Here is a 14,240-nt window from a genome sequence, read left to right as displayed (position 1 = left end):
TGGGCGGGCCGGGATCAACGTCCCTCCGCACCTCGGCGGGCGACGGAGTCGATTGCTACCGACACGGCGAGGACGGCGGCGGTCACCATGAAGCGGACCGAGGAGTCGACGTTCAGGAGCAGCATGCCGTTCGTAATCGATTGGATGACAAGGATTCCCAGGAGGGCGGCGTAGGCGCGGCCACGGCCGCCGAACAGGCTGGTGCCGCCGATGACGGCGGCGGCGATGGCATTGAGCAGGATGTCGCTGCCGCCGGAACTCTGGTTCACCGCGACCAGTCGCGACGCGGCGAGGATGCCGCCGACCGCCGCCAGCATCGAGCAGCCGACGAAGGCGGCGAGGCGCACCCGGGTCACGTTGATTCCGGCCCGGCGCGCGGCCTCGGCATTCCCGCCGACCGCGTAGACGCGGCGGCCGAAGACGGTGCGCTGCAGGAGAAGATCCACGATCACCACCAGCCCGCCGAAGACGATCAGCGTCAGCGGCACTCCCCGATCGGAATTCAGCACCAGCGCGGTCGCCGCCAGCAGCACCACCAGCCCGCCCGACCGCGCCACCACCCAGCCCAGCCCCGGCACCCGCAGCCCCGCCCGCGCCCGCCGCCGCCGCGTGCGCAGGCTCGCCAGCAGGTGGCCCCCGGCCAGCAGCACCACCAGCGCCCACGACACCCCCGGCTGCATCCAGGTGTCGCTGATCTTGGCAATGCCGTGGTCGAAGGGCAGATTCACGGTGCCCTCCTTGCCCAGCAGGTACAGCATCAGCCCCTGCCAGCCGATCAGGCCCGCGAGCGTCACCACGAACGACGGCATGCCGAGCATGGTCCGCGCGAGCCCGTGCAGCAGGCCGACCGCCGCCCCGGCACCCAGCGCGGCCGCGACGGCGAGCACCGGATTCCAGCCGTGGTGCACATATAGTTGCGTCATCACGACGGCGGTCAGTCCGCTGACCGAGCCCGCGGACAGATCGATCTCGCCGAGCAGCAGCACCAGCACGATGCCCAGCGCGATGGTCCCGGTCGCGGCCATCTGCAGGGCCAGATTGGTGAGATTCTCCGCGGACAGGAAATGCGCGTTGAGCCGGTCGAACACCACCGCGATGACGACCAGCCCGATCACCACCGGCAGCGAGCCGACCTCACCCCGGCGGAACCGGTCCAGCCCGGCATCGATCAGGCCGTGCAGCGAATCGCCCTGCCGCACCCGCGTTTTCAGCGCCATCTCACTCATGACGTCGCCCCCGTGATCGCCGCGACGATCTCCTCCTGGCTGGCCCGCGCCGTCTCGAATTCCCCGGCGTTGCGGCCCAATCGCAGCACCACCACCCGGTCGCTGATCGCCCGCACGTCGACCAGATTGTGGGTGATCAGCAGGATCGCGAGACCCCGCTCGCGCAGCCGCCCCACCAGCGCCAGCACCTGCGCGGTCTGTTCGACGCCCAGCGCCGCCGTCGGCTCGTCGAGGATCACCATGCGCGGATCCCCCAGCAGCGCACGGGCTATGGCGACCGATTGCCGCTGCCCGCCCGACAGCGCGCGCACCGGCGTGCGGACGTCCGGGATCCGTACGTCCAGGGAGGTGAGCAGGTCGCGGGCGCGGCGCTCCATGACGATCTCGTCGAGCACGCCGATCCGGCGAGTCTCGGTGCCCAGGTGCAGATTTGCGACCACGTCGAGGTTGTCGCACAGCGCGAGGTCCTGGAATACCGTGGTGATGCCGAGCGCCTGCGCGTCCTGCGGGCGGGTGATGCGCACCGGGTCTCCGGAGAAGGCGATCTCCCCTTCATCGGCGATGATCGCGCCCGAGATCGCCTTCACCAGAGTGGATTTCCCCGCGCCGTTGTCGCCGACCAGCGCGACCACCTCGCCCGCGCGCACCCGCAGATCCGCGCCCGCCAGCGCCTGCACCCCGCCGAAACGCTTGGTAATGCCGCGTGCCTCGAGAATCGTTGTCCCGGCGCTCATTTCAGACCTGCCGCCCGGCATGCGGCCGCGAGGTCCGGCGTGCAGATCTGGTCGACGGTGTAGAGGCGGTCCTTGACGATGGTGTCCCGCACGGTGTCCCGGCTCACCGCGACGGCGTCGAGCAGGAACGAGGGGATGTCGGCGGTGCCGTTGTCGGTCGTCGCCGGGGCGGGCGGGTGCTGGCCGTGGCCGAGCGCGACGGCCAGCTCGGCCGCCTGCTCGGCCTGGGCGCGGTAGTTCAGGTAGATCGTCATGGTCTGCTCGCCGGTCAGAATCCGTTGCACCGCAGCGAGTTCGCCGTCCTGGCCGGTGAGCGGCGGCAGCGTCGCGTACCCCGCGCGCTTCAACGCGGCGACCGCGCCGCTGGCCATGCCGTCGTTGGCGGAGTACACGCCGACGATGGCGTCCCTACCCAGCGCGGTGATGGCCTGCTCGGTCTCCTGCTGCGCCTTGTCGGGACTCCAATCGGGAGTGTCGAATTCGCGCCCGATCCGCACCTTGCCGTCCAGCGCCTGGTGCGCGCCCTTCTTGTAGTCACCCGCGCTGGGGTCGGTCGGGGCGCCGTTGAGCATGAGGATCTGGCCCCTGTCGGTGCTACCGCGCCTGGCCATTTCGTTCAGCAGCGCCTCGCCCTGCACCCGGCCGACCTTCACATTGTCGAAGGACACGTAGTAGTCGTAGCCGATGCCGGAGATCAGCCGGTCGTAGGCGATCACCGGGATCTTCTTCTGCCTGGCCGCATTCACCTGTGGCGCAACGGCATCGGCGTTGACGGCGTCGAACACGATGACGTCGGCGCCCTGGGTGAGCGCGGACTCGAACTGGTTCTGCTGCTTGGCGGCGTCCTGATCGGCGTTGAAATACAACACCGTGCACGCCCCGCACTCCTGTTTCACCTTTGCCTCGAACAGCGGTCGATCGAATGCCTCGTAGCGGGTGGTCTTGGATTCGGGGAGCAGCAGCGCGATGGTGGGGGCGCCGGTGGCCTTCGTGGCGCCACCGCCGCCCGAGCTACAGCCTGCCGTCAGGGTGATCGCGGCCAGGGCCGCGGTGACGATCAGAATTCGACGCATGGGAATCACCGTGCCGAAAGAGGGTGGGGCACACTCGGTTGAGCGTTGGTAAGAAAGGTAGTTTACTAACTTCCGAGTGTCCAGGGGTGCGAGGAAGGGATCGGCGATGGGTCAACCCGGCAAGCCGCGGCTGCTGCGCACCATGAACGAGCGTCTGCTGCTGGAACATCTGCGTGTGGACGGGCCCGCCTCGCGCGGCGATCTGGCCAAGGCCAGCGGGCTGTCCAAGCCGACGGTGTCGGCGGCGCTGGCCGGGCTCCAGGAGGCGGGGCTGGTGCACCTGGTCGGCTCGCTGAGCGGTCGTCCGGGCCCCACCACCGCCATCTACGACGTGAACGTGCGCGCCGGGTTGGTCGCGGGAATCGATATCGGGCGCAAGTGGATTCGGATCGCGATCGCCGATCTGCGCGGCGGGTTCATCGGCCGCCGGGAGGTGCGCAACTCCGCGCGATCGGCGGCGGATCTGGTGCGCCGGGTGCGCGCGCTCGCCGACGAGGTCGCGGCGGAGGCCGGAATCGAATGGGCGGCGGTGACTTTCGCGGTCGTCGGCAGCCCGGGGGTGCTCGATCGGGAGACCGGGCGGCTGGTCTACGCGCCGAATCTGCCGGGCTGGGGCCGCGCCGGGCTGGCCGACCGGCTGCGCGCGGCGCTGGAGGTGGATTCGGCGATCGAGAACGATATCAATCTGGCGGCGGTGGGCGAGCTCGCCTTCGGCGCGGGGGCGGGGGTGCGCAACTTCGTGCTGATCTCGGTGGGCACCGGGGTCGGCATGGGCATCGTGATCAACGGCGAACTGTACGTGGGCAGTTCGGGCGCGGCCGGGGAGGTGTCGTTCCTGCCCGCGACCGAGGTGGACGCCGTGCCCGCGGCCGCGCGCCATCGCGGTTTCACCGAAACCGTCGCCGCCGCAGGCGGAGTCGCGCGCTCGGCGCAGCGCGCCGGGCTGACCGGCTCGGCCGAGGAGATCTTCGCCGCGGCCGCGGCCGGCGATCCGCGCGCCCGCGAGGTGGTGACCGCCGAGGGCCGCCGGATCGGGGCGCTCGTCACGGCCGTGGCGGCCATCCTGGATCCGGAACTGGTGGTGCTGGGCGGCGGCATCGGGCGCAATCTGGACCTGCTCGGGGAGGCGCTGGCCGCGCGCATGGCCGAGCTCGGGCCGCTGCGCCCGCGCGTGGTGGCGAGCGCGCTCGGCGACGACGGAGTACTCACCGGGGCGGTGTCCCGGGCGCTGGACGTGGCGCGTGATCGCCTGTTCGAACGGCGCGGGGCGGGAATTATCGGTTGATACGTCGTGGGTGCGGCCTTGTAGAGTCCCGGGGGTGAGCAGTCAAGATCAAGTCGGGGCCGAACTCGCCGCCTGGTTCCGCGACCACGCGACCCTGCTCGGGTCGCTCGAGGTGGACGATTCGCTCGACGATCTGGAGCCGCTGCGCGATATCGTCGGCGACGCGCGCATCGTGGCGGTGGGCGAGGGCGCGCACTTCGTCACCGAATTCCACCGGGCGCGACAGCGAGTCGTGCGGTTCCTGCTGGAGCGTCTCGGATTCACCGTTGTCACTTACGAATTCGGCTTCGGCGCGGGCTTCGACGTGGACCGCTGGGTGCAGGGCGAGACCGATGCGGAGCTGGCCGTCGTGAGCCCGGCCGCCGCGCGGTGGGGCGCGAGCGACTTCCTGCACTGGCTGCGCCGCTACAACGCGACGGCGGCCCGGCGGGTGCGCTTCGGCGGTATCGACCTGCCGGAGGCGGCCGGTTCGCTACGGCCGGTGCTCGATCCGGTGGCCGACTACCTGCGCGAGGTCGACCCCGACTCGCTGCCGACGCTGGACGCGGTGCTGGACATCGCCGATCGCGCCCTCGCGGGTGCCGGGTCGGGCGCGGCCGCCGCACCGGCCTGGGCCGTGCTGGACCCCGCCGACCAGGACGCCGTCACCGCGGGCCTGGCCCGGCTGCTGCTGCGCCTGCGCTCGCTGGAGCCGCGGCACGTATCCCGCTGCGGCCGACCGCGTTTCGAGATCGCCCGGCGACTGCTGGAGGCGGCGACCCACACCGACTACACGTTCCGGGCGGCGGCCGCGATGATGGCCGGGCGCGTCGCGGACATGTCGGTGCGCGAGATCTATCTCGCCGAATCGGTGCGCTGGCAGCTGGAGCAGGAGGATCCCGACGCGCGGATGGTGCTGCTGGCCCACAACAGTCACATTCTGCGCACCCCGATCGACTTCGGCGGGACGATCACCGGGCTGCCCATGGGCCTGCATCTGGATCGCATGTTCGGCGCCGACTACCGGCCGGTGGCGTTGACGCACACCGCGGGCAGTGTGCCCGAGATGGCGCCGGATCCGGCTGCGGCCGTGGGCTTCTCGCTGGTGGACGCGGAGCTGGCGGCACCGGAGCCCGGCACCGTCGAGGCGGCGCTGGTCGGCGCCGGGCTGGGCGAGCGGATCACGCTGACCGATGTGCGGCCCTCGCCGCGCGCCGAGGGCCGCCCCCTGCTCGACGGAATCCTTTCGCAGAGCACACCTATGCGCATGCCCGTCCCGGACGCCTTCGACGCGGTGCTGTCCGTGCCGACCACGACCCGTGATCAGACCGTCCAGTTCTGAAGATTTTTTCTTCATGATGGGTTAACGGAGCCGTTACTGGGGAAGTCCCGGAAGGGACTGTTACCGGATGGTGATGGTCCGGACGAGTGCAATACTCGGTCCCGAGAGCCGCATTGCATGCGTGGTCTCTCGCTGTCTTGGTCGCACCTTCACAACGTTGAGGAGGCAGTACCATGAGCAGTACCCTGCCCGGCGCCGACGCATTGATCTACAAAATCGCCGATACCGGTGCGCCGTTGCACATCGTGATGATTGCTCCGCCCTATTTCGAGGTACCGCCCGCCGGTTACGGCGGCGTCGAGGCCGTGGTCGCGCAATTGGCCGACGCGCTGGTGGCGCGGGGCCATCGGGTGACGCTGCTCGGCGCCGGACGCGCCGGGACCACCGCGCGTTTCATTCCGGTGTGGGACACCATCCTGTCCGACCGCCTGGGCGATCCGTTCCCCGAGGTGCTCAACGCCCTCAAGGTCCGCCAGATCGTCGCCGAGCTGGCCCGCACCGACCATATCGACGTGATTCACGACCACACCTTCGCCGGACCGCTGAACGCCCCGCTGTATCACGACCTCGGGATCGCGACCGTGGTGACGGTGCACGGCCCGGTCGACGGGGAGGCGCAGGAGTACTACCGGACGCTCGCGGACACCACGCATCTGGTCGCCATCAGCGATCGGCAGCGGTCGCTCGCACCCGACCTCAACTGGGTGGGCCGGGTGCACAATGCGATTCGGGCGAGCGAATGGCCGTTTCGGGTGAAAAAACAGGATTTCGCGCTGTTCCTCGGGCGATATGTCTCGTACAAAGGACCGGATCTGGCATTGCGGGCCGCGCAGGCGGCGGGAATCCCATTGGTATTGGCCGCGAAGATGAACGAGCCGCCGGAAAAGGCGTACTTCACCAAATCGGTACGGCCGCTGCTGTCCCCGCGCGACGTCGTCTTCGGCGAAGCCGACGCGGTAGCCAAAAAGCTGCTGCTCTCGTCAGCGCGATGCCTGCTGTTCCCGATCCGCTGGGAGGAGCCCTTCGGCATCGTGATGATCGAGGCCATGGCCTGCGGCACGCCGGTGGTGGCCCTGCGCGGCGGCGCGGTCGACGAGGTGGTCGAGGACGGCGTCACCGGCATCATCTGCGACGACCCGTCCGACCTCCCCGCCGCCATCGCCGAGGCGCACCGCATCGACCCGGCCGCCTGCCGCCGCCGCGTCATCGACCGCTTCTCGGTAGACCACCTGGGCGCAGGCTACGAATCCGCCTACTACACCGCCCTGGCCGCCCACCACTCCCGCTCCCTCCCCGACCGCCCCCTCTCCCTCGCCGGCCAAGCCGCCTACGACCTCGGCGTCCTCGCCTCCGAGGAGTAGCGAAAGCTCCTGCGCCCCAACGGTCCCGGCCAAAAGCACGCCGGGACCACAACAACCGGCGAAACGCCCGGATGACAACAACCGGCAGACATCGGGACCACAACCGGCGAACGCCGGAATGACAACAACCCGAGCCGTCACCCCATGGCCCCGGCGCGCTTTTGGCCGGGGCGGGTGGGTCAGTGGTCGAGGCCGCCCAGGCGGCCCTCGAGCATGAGGAGGAGGTCGCTGAGGATTCGGGCCAGGTTGTCGCGTTCGGGTTCGGGGAGGCCGGAGAGGAGGGCGTGTTCGTAGGAGAGTTGTTGTGGGAGTAGGCGGTCGATGAGGGTGCGGCCGGTGTCGGTGATGCCGAGGTGGGTGACGCGGCGGTCGCGGCGGTCGGAGCGGCGGGTGACCAGGCCCCGATCCTCCAGGCCGCGAACGCGTTTGGTGACGGCGGCGGGGGAGGCGAAGGTTTCGCGGGCCAGGCGGCCGGGGGTGAGTTCGCCGCCGACGCGGCGCAGGGCGCAGAGGATGTCGAATTCGGGGCGGCTCAGGTTCTCGCGGCCGAGCGGGGCGTCGGTGACCCGTTGCAGCAGTGCCGCACAGCGATTGAGGCGGCCGAGGATGGCGATGGGGCCGAGGTCCAGGTTCGGGTGGGTGTCTGCCCACTGCCGCAGCACCCCGGCGACCGCATCCTCCGCCGGGCTCATCGCGGCACGCCCGCCCGGGTCGACAGGTCGGCGAGCACCCGATGGCCCGCGCGTTCGGCCGCCACGATCCGCTCCTCCGGCAGTGGCGCGCTCCACCATTCGCCGGCCGCGGTGTCGGCGGCCTCGCGCAGCTCGATGAGCGCGGCGGTGAGATCCGCGCGGGCCGTGGGCCGGTCGGGGGCCGCCCGGGTGATGGCGGTCAGATTTCGCAGCGCCGCCTCGACCCGGCCGGTGACGCGGCGGTTGGGGATCGCGAAACAGACGAGGGTGCCGACGATCGCGCCCACACAGGTGTCCAGCCAGCGGTCGGTGATCAGTTCCCGCGCCGGGTGCCGGACCGCGAACTCGGTCATGATCAGCGCCATCGGCGTCACGAAAACGGTGGCGAGCGCGTAGTTCCGGGAGATGGTGCCCTCCGCGAGGAGCAGGCACACCAGCGAGACCACGACCAACGCCACGGCCCCGTGGGTGACCGGTACGAGCGCGGTGAACAGCAGCACCCCGCCGAGATTACCCGCCACCCGCTGCACCGCACGCTGCCATGACAGAGAAGTATTGGCGACGAAGACGGCGGTCGCGGTCACCACCGCCCAGTAGGGGCGGTGCACGCCGAGCGCGAGCGACACCCACCCGGCCGCCGCGCTGCCCAGCGCGACCCGCATGCCGATCGGGAACACCGTCGAGTGCGGGGCGAATGCCCGTGCGACCCTGCGGAATCCGCCGACACTGCGGCTGTCGGCGTGCTCGGCGGCGCGACCGCGCAGTTCGGCCTTCTCGCCGGGACGGCAGTCCAGCACCGGCACCGGTCGGCCGCGACGCAGCTCGCGGGCCCAGCCGACGAGTACGTCGGCCCGGTCGGATTGCCGTGTGGCGGTGAGGGATTCGGCCCGGACCACCAGGTGTGAGAGGGCGGTGAGCTCGGCGGCGCGGGTGTGCGAGCGCGCGGGCACCAGGCCGAGGGTGTGCCAGGCGACGTGCACGGCGGCCGCGGCATCGTGCCGCAGCCGATGCGTGGGCGACGCACCGGGTTCGGCCCGCAGCAGCGCGGCGGTGGCCTCCAGCACCCGGGCCACCGCGAACCGCTCGGGATCGTGCGGGCGGATCAGTCCCGGCGCCATGCAGACCAGCCATGCCAGCAGGCCGCCGAGCAGAACCAGGCCCAGATGCCCGGGCACATCCCCGGCCCGCTGCGGCACGAAGGCCGCGGTGGCGCTCACGAAGGTGAAGATGATGTTGTTGGGCGGCCCGATCCGGGTGGCCTCGCACACCATCTTGAACACGCCCGCCAGCAGCGCGATCACCGCGACCTTGATGATCGCCGAGTCGGTGAGCACCGCGGTCGCCAGCGCCACCCCCGTGCCCGCCGTCATGCCGAACACCACCCAGGCCAGCGTGCGCGCCCGCGCGGCATAGGGCAGCCCGTGCGCGTACAGCGCGCACAACCCGCCCGCGCTCGTATACAGCGCCAGATCCAGCCGCCCCAGGATCAGCAGCACCACCTCCGGCACCCCGATCGCGATCACCGCGCTCAGCCCCGACCGCAACCACGTGTCCGCCACCGGCCGCAACCGGAACATGCCCTGCATCGGCAGGGCCCGGCGCAGGCTGCGATACGACCGGGCAGCAGGCACGCGAAATCGAGCGGAGAGCGATGGCATGCAAGAAGGTTAACCGATGTTTTACTTGGAAAATACTGCTTGTGCGGGAGCCCACACGTCAGATCAGGCGAGGGAGTGCCAGCGCCATGTCATGTCGGCTTCGAGGGGGTTGGCGGGGGTGACCGGGCGGGGGGTGGTGTTGAGGCCGTTGGGTGGGCCGGATTCGGGTTCGACGCAGACCGTTTCGGGAGGGAGGTCGTAGACGACGACCCAGCGGGTGGGGCTGGTGATGGTCAGCCGGAGGGTTTCGGGCCAGGTGAGGGTGACGCGGACGCCGTCGGGCATGCCGAAGCAGTCGTCCCAGGGGCCGGGCAGCGGCGCGATGTGGTTGCCGGTGGGCAGGTAGTCGGCGCCGCGCTCCTCCTGCCAGCCGGGGGTGAAGTCGATCTCGACGTCCTTGCCGGTGGGGGTCAGGCGGCGCTGGAACCAGGGGTGCCAACCGACCTGGGCGGGAAAGGGATCCGACGCCGACTCCACGGTCATGCGGAATGCGGCGGAGTCGGGGGCGAGGTCGAAGGACTGGGTGACGCGGCCGCGGAACGGCCACGGCTCGCGAAGCTGCTGCGCCAGTACCAGTATCGTCTCCGAGCGCTCGACGACCTCCCACGGGTGGTCGCGCACGGTGCCGTGGATGGCGTGCGGCTCCGCGGTGCGCGGCAGCTGGTAGGTGGTGCCCTCCCACCGCAATTCGCCATTGCGCATGCGCCCGCACCAGGGCGCCATCGGGAAGCTGCCGAACCGCGCGCCGGTCCGCAGCACCTCGATATCTCCGAGACGGAAATTCGCGACGCGCCCGGTGGCGGCATTCACCGTCAGCCGCGCGTCCCCCGCGCTCAGGTGCAGTTCTTCGTCAGGCACTGTCGACTCCCGCCTCGCGCGATTCGGATACGGCCGCCGAGCATGACCGGCAGCCGTCGACCAGCATGGCACAACCGTGCCAGGGCGTGACCGAGCCGAAGCTCCGGCCTTCGGTCCCCGGCATGTGCTTCCACGATCCCGGCGCGCCCTCCCTGATCCCGGTGCGCCCTTCCATGATTCCGGCCGCGCCCTTCCATGATCCCGGCGCGCCCTTCCATGATCCCGGCGTACCCTTCCTTGATCCCGGCGTGCCCTTCCTTGATCCCGGCGTGCTTTTGGCCGGGATCTCGCGAGGATTCCGGCCAAAAGCACGCCGGAATCATGAGTGTCATGAGTGGGCACGGGACATGAGTGGACGTGGGCATGGACACGAGTGGACAAAGGCATGCACACGAGTGGACAAGGGCATGGGGCATGGTGGTGCTAGGAGAGCGGGATGATTTCGACCCAGTTCGGGTTGCGGCCCAGTGGGTGGCGGGCGAGTGGGGTGAGAGTGCCGGTAGGGGGATCTATGGAGTAGACCGTGAGGGCGTTCGAGTCTTGGCCTGCGGCGAGGAGGTGGTGGCCGGTGGGGGCGATGGCGAAGCCGCGAGGGCATGGCTCGGTTGGGGTGTGGCCCAAGGGGGTCAGGGTGGCGGGGTGGGGATTGATGCGGAAGGTGGCGAGGGTGTTGGTGTGGCGGTCGGAGGCGTAGAGGTGGTGGCCGTCGGGGGTGAGGCGGAGTTCGGCGGTCCACGGTTTCGAACCTTGGTCGGGGAGAACGGTGTACGTGTCGAGCAGGGTCAAACATCCGGTGTCGGAATCGAATTCGAAGGCGGAGACCGTGCCGTCCAGCTCGTTGGCGACGAAGGCGAGGCGACCGGCGGGGTGGAATACCAGATGTCGCGGTCCCGCACCGGGTTCGGTTACGACGAAGGCCGGGGTGTTCGGTGTCAGTCGCCCGGTTTCCGGGTCGAAGCGGAACTGGAGGATGGCGTCGCCGCCCAGCGATGTGGCGAACACGTAGCGGTTGGTGGGGTCGGGCACGATCGAATGGGCATGCGGCGGTGTCGAAAGCACCTCGACCGGGTCCGGTCGCACCACACCGTCGGGCCCGATGGGGTTCACCGAGACGACGTCGCCCGGGTAGGACGCGGCCAGCAGGTAACGACCGGTGCGATCGGTCGCCAGGTAGGCCATGTTGTCCGCCAGCGGAATCGTCGCGAGCGCGGTGAGACGCCCGGTGCCCGAACCGATGTCGAAGCACGCCACCGAGTACGGCCGCGATCGCAGCGCGGCGTACAGGTGGCGGCGGTCCGGGCCGACCGCCAGCGGCATGACCGCGGCACCGGCCGCGACCGTCTGCACCGGTGTCACCGTGCCGTCGGCGGTCAGGTGCAGGACCGAGATGGTGCCGCTGTCGGCATTGGAGACATAGGCCGCCGACCGTGTCACGCCGCCGCCTTTCCCGGCGCTCTCCCGACCCGCGCCCGCAGATCCAGTTCTATCCGTTCCAGGCTGCGCCCCTTGGTCTCCGGCACGAACCGCCGCACCAGCGCGAACAGCACGACGCTCACCGCGGCGAAGATCCAGGCCGAATACGCCAGGCCCAGCTGGTCGTTCAGCACCGGGAACAGGAAGGTGATGGCGAAGGTCGCCGCCCACAGCACCACGCTCCCGGCGCCCATCCCCACGCCGCGCACCCGCAGCGGGAAGATCTCGGCCATCATCACCCACACCACGGCGCCCCAGCCGAGTTCGTAACCGACCCAGTACAGATTCAGCAGCACCAGCGCCACGATGCCGGTCCCGGGACCCTTGCCCATGCCGAGCACGGCCGCGCCGAGCAGCAGCAGCGCCAGCGCCATGAGCACATTTCCGGTGAGCAGCAACGGTTTTCGGCCCCACCGGTCCACGACGACGAACACCCACGCGGTGAACACCAGCTTCACCGCGCCCATGACGATCGAGGCGAGCAGCGAGCCCGAATTGGCCAGCCCGAGGTCGGTGAACATGGTCGGCGCGTACAGATTCACCGCATTGGTCCCGGCGAACTGCTGGCCGACCGCCAGAATCATGGCCACCGCCAGCGCGGGCCGCGCCCACGGCGTGAGCAGGTCGCGCAGCCGCCCCTGCCGTTCGGTGTCGAGCCGGATCACCTCGCGAATGCTGCCCAGTTCGGCGTCGATATCGCCGTCGCGGTGGGTCTGCCGCAGCACCTCGCGGGCCTCGGCGTCGCGCCCGGCCCGCACCAGCCAGCGCGGCGTCTCCGGCATGCCGATGAGACCGAAGAACAGCACCACGGCCGGAATCGCGGCGATGGCGAACATCAGCCGCCAGTTCTGCGCACCCGACAGCGCCCAGTCGATGATGTAGGCGATGAGGATTCCCGACACGATCATCAGCTGATTGAGCGTCGACAGCGCACCCCGCACCCGCGTGGGCGCCAGCTCGGACAGGTAGGTCGGCACCGTCGCCGACGAGCACCCCACCGCGACGCCGGTCACGAACCGGGCCACCACCAGTACCGAAAACGTCGGCGCCACAGTGCAACCCAGCACACCCACGACGAACACGACCGCGGCGACCATGATCGACCGCCGCCGCCCCCACCGGTCGGTGATGCGCCCCGCGAACGCCGCCCCGACCACCGCCCCCGCCGCCAGGCACCCGCCGACCACCCCCTGGGCCACCGACCCGAGATGCCACAGCGGCTTGATGAACAACAGGACCCCGGAGATGACACCGAGGTCGTAGCCGAAGAGGATCCCGCCCAGCGCTCCGAAGAAATACAAGTAGGAGACGCCGATTCGCCGTCGCCGCCCGGGCGCCGATGCCGACTGCTGCATGTGGTGCTTCCTTAACTACCAAGCGAGTGTGCCCAGGGTCACATGCTCGAATAGTGAAGGCAATACGCGTTCCGATACTGATTCGGTATCGGGCCATACGTTCGTGTATACGAACTGGCCCAAGCGATTCCGGCGCGCTTTTGGCCGGAATCTTGGTGAGTTCCCGGCCAAAAGCATGCCGGGAACAAGAAATTGGCACGCCGGGAACATGGGTGGGCACACCGGGAACATGGGTGGGCACGCCAGGAACCAGAAGGGGCACACCGGGAACCAGAAAGGGCACGCCAGAAACCAGAAAGGGCACACCGGGAACCAGAAAGGGCACACCGGGAACCAGAAAGGGCACACCGGGAACCAGAAAGGGCACACCGGGAGGGGTGAGGGCTGGGGTCAGAGTGGATTGGGTTGTCCCAGTGGGCATTCGCAGAAGGTGCCGCCGAGGTAGTCGGGGAGCTTTCCCGGCGGGACCTCGGCGGCGAAGAGTTCCGCGTCGTCCTCGCTGTGGTAGCCGATCGCGGCGGCCTCGCGGAGGGAGACGACGGTGCGGGTGTTCGCCGAGACTGCCCACAGCACACGGTATCCCGGCTTGTCGGTGGCCAGGCAGGACTCCAGGAGGCGGGCACAGTCGTTGGGGGACAACCAGATCGACAGTTGGCGGATGTCGGCGGGGCGCTCGAAGCAGCTGCCGATTCGCAGGCAGGTGATGTCCATGCCGAAGCGGGAGTGATAGAGGCTGCCGAGCGCTTCCATCGCCGCCTTGCTCACGCCGTAGTAGGTGTCCGGGCGCGGGCTGCTGTCGGGGGGCAGGCCGTCGGGGCCCGCCTCGCCGATCCGCCGGAAACCCACCGCGTGGTTGCTCGAGGCCAGGATCACCCGCGGCACCCCGGCCGCGCGGGCGGCCTCCAGCACGGTGTGCGTGCCGTCGATATTGATCTCCAGCATGCGCGCCCAGGTGTCCTCGCGAGACAGTCCGCCCAGGTGGATCACCGCGTGCACATCACGACAGGCCGCGGCCGCGACCTCGGGATCGGTGAGCGATCCGGTGACGATCTCCACCCGCTCCCCCGGCCCGGCCGGATCCTGCGGCGCGATGTCGAGCAGCCGCAGCACCCGGTCCGGCCGGGCCAGCCGCGGGCGCATCAGCCGCCCGATTCCGCCCGCCGCGCCGGTGACGAGGATCCGTTGGTCGGCCATGGCTGACGCT

The 14,240-nt window shown here is 70.0% G+C and carries 12 protein-coding genes; 3 read left to right on the top strand and 9 right to left on the bottom strand.

What is annotated here, in order from left to right:
• Nucleotides 1–14: 14 nt before the first annotated feature.
• From HPY32_RS24910 to HPY32_RS24900, 3 genes are read right to left on the bottom strand one after another with little or no spacing between them, the layout of a single operon-like run.
• Nucleotides 15–1,226 (bottom strand): sugar ABC transporter permease, encoded by a 1,212-nt coding sequence (locus tag HPY32_RS24910; RefSeq protein ID WP_231951853.1) that lies wholly within the window; start codon nucleotides 1,224–1,226, stop codon nucleotides 15–17.
• The gene (locus tag HPY32_RS24905; RefSeq protein ID WP_082871727.1) at nucleotides 1,223–1,960 is read right to left on the bottom strand and encodes an ATP-binding cassette domain-containing protein; all 738 of its coding nucleotides are present in this window, start codon (nucleotides 1,958–1,960) and stop codon (nucleotides 1,223–1,225) included. The genes HPY32_RS24910 and HPY32_RS24905 overlap by 4 nt, the downstream gene beginning before the upstream one ends.
• The gene (locus HPY32_RS24900) at nucleotides 1,957–3,033 is read right to left on the bottom strand and encodes an ABC transporter substrate-binding protein (protein WP_067593723.1); all 1,077 of its coding nucleotides are present in this window, start codon (nucleotides 3,031–3,033) and stop codon (nucleotides 1,957–1,959) included. The genes HPY32_RS24905 and HPY32_RS24900 overlap by 4 nt, the downstream gene beginning before the upstream one ends.
• 106 nt (nucleotides 3,034–3,139) lie before the next feature.
• On the opposite strand from HPY32_RS24900, the gene HPY32_RS24895 reads away from it, so the two are divergent.
• The 3 genes from HPY32_RS24895 (at nucleotide 3,140) to HPY32_RS24885 (ending at nucleotide 7,000) form a co-directional block, all read left to right on the top strand.
• On the top strand, nucleotides 3,140–4,318 hold the full coding sequence (locus HPY32_RS24895; RefSeq protein WP_067593726.1) for an ROK family transcriptional regulator: 1,179 nt from the start codon (nucleotides 3,140–3,142) through the stop codon (nucleotides 4,316–4,318).
• Nucleotides 4,319–4,352: 34 nt separating this feature from the next.
• Entirely contained in the window at nucleotides 4,353–5,639 is a 1,287-nt protein-coding gene (locus HPY32_RS24890) for an erythromycin esterase family protein (RefSeq protein ID WP_067593729.1), read from the top strand.
• Nucleotides 5,640–5,824: 185 nt separating this feature from the next.
• Nucleotides 5,825–7,000: a glycosyltransferase family 4 protein gene (locus HPY32_RS24885; protein ID WP_373686689.1), complete on the top strand. Its 1,176-nt coding sequence runs from the start codon at nucleotides 5,825–5,827 to the stop codon at nucleotides 6,998–7,000.
• Between the two features lie 179 nt (nucleotides 7,001–7,179).
• Here the strand turns inward: HPY32_RS24885 and HPY32_RS24880 are convergent, their stop codons facing one another.
• The 6 genes from HPY32_RS24880 to HPY32_RS24855 all read right to left on the bottom strand — a co-directional run bounded on the left by HPY32_RS24880 (nucleotide 7,180) and on the right by HPY32_RS24855 (nucleotide 14,230).
• Nucleotides 7,180–7,692, bottom strand: coding sequence for a MarR family winged helix-turn-helix transcriptional regulator (locus HPY32_RS24880; RefSeq protein WP_067593732.1), 513 nt, complete (start codon nucleotides 7,690–7,692; stop codon nucleotides 7,180–7,182).
• Nucleotides 7,689–9,350 (bottom strand): FUSC family protein, encoded by a 1,662-nt coding sequence (locus HPY32_RS24875; RefSeq protein ID WP_067593735.1) that lies wholly within the window; start codon nucleotides 9,348–9,350, stop codon nucleotides 7,689–7,691. Before HPY32_RS24875 ends, HPY32_RS24880 begins: the two co-directional genes overlap by 4 nt.
• A 63-nt stretch (nucleotides 9,351–9,413) precedes the next feature.
• Entirely contained in the window at nucleotides 9,414–10,208 is a 795-nt protein-coding gene (locus tag HPY32_RS44810) for an aldose epimerase family protein (RefSeq protein WP_067593738.1), read from the bottom strand.
• A 423-nt stretch (nucleotides 10,209–10,631) separates the two neighbouring features.
• Complete coding sequence (locus HPY32_RS24865; protein ID WP_067593741.1) at nucleotides 10,632–11,642, bottom strand: lactonase family protein; 1,011 nt, start codon at nucleotides 11,640–11,642, stop codon at nucleotides 10,632–10,634.
• Nucleotides 11,639–13,036: a sugar porter family MFS transporter gene (locus HPY32_RS24860; protein WP_171983042.1), complete on the bottom strand. Its 1,398-nt coding sequence runs from the start codon at nucleotides 13,034–13,036 to the stop codon at nucleotides 11,639–11,641. The genes HPY32_RS24865 and HPY32_RS24860 overlap by 4 nt, the downstream gene beginning before the upstream one ends.
• Before the next feature lie 390 nt (nucleotides 13,037–13,426).
• A complete protein-coding gene (locus tag HPY32_RS24855) occupies nucleotides 13,427–14,230 on the bottom strand; it encodes an NAD-dependent epimerase/dehydratase family protein (RefSeq protein ID WP_067593747.1) in 804 nt (267 codons plus the stop codon).
• Nucleotides 14,231–14,240: the final 10 nt, after the last annotated feature.

This window comes from Nocardia terpenica (assembly GCF_013186535.1).
In the GTDB taxonomy this organism is placed as follows: Bacteria; Actinomycetota; Actinomycetes; order Mycobacteriales; family Mycobacteriaceae; genus Nocardia; species Nocardia terpenica.
Note: the sequence above shows the minus strand (reverse complement) of the source record. Positions and strands in the feature narration are given on the sequence as shown.

Bases quoted from the DNA above. Each gene is read 5' to 3' on its own strand.
- HPY32_RS24910 (WP_231951853.1), bottom strand. From the start codon at position 1,226: ATGAGTGAGATGGCGCTGAAAACGCGGGTGCGGCAGGGCGATTCGCTG.
- HPY32_RS24905 (WP_082871727.1), bottom strand. From the start codon at position 1,960: ATGAGCGCCGGGACAACGATTCTCGAGGCACGCGGCATTACCAAGCGT.
- HPY32_RS24900 (WP_067593723.1), bottom strand. From the start codon at position 3,033: ATGCGTCGAATTCTGATCGTCACCGCGGCCCTGGCCGCGATCACCCTG.
- HPY32_RS24895 (WP_067593726.1), top strand. From the start codon at position 3,140: ATGGGTCAACCCGGCAAGCCGCGGCTGCTGCGCACCATGAACGAGCGT.
- HPY32_RS24880 (WP_067593732.1), bottom strand. From the start codon at position 7,692: ATGAGCCCGGCGGAGGATGCGGTCGCCGGGGTGCTGCGGCAGTGGGCA.
- HPY32_RS24875 (WP_067593735.1), bottom strand. From the start codon at position 9,350: ATGCCATCGCTCTCCGCTCGATTTCGCGTGCCTGCTGCCCGGTCGTAT.
- HPY32_RS24860 (WP_171983042.1), bottom strand. From the start codon at position 13,036: ATGCAGCAGTCGGCATCGGCGCCCGGGCGGCGACGGCGAATCGGCGTC.
- HPY32_RS24855 (WP_067593747.1), bottom strand. From the start codon at position 14,230: ATGGCCGACCAACGGATCCTCGTCACCGGCGCGGCGGGCGGAATCGGG.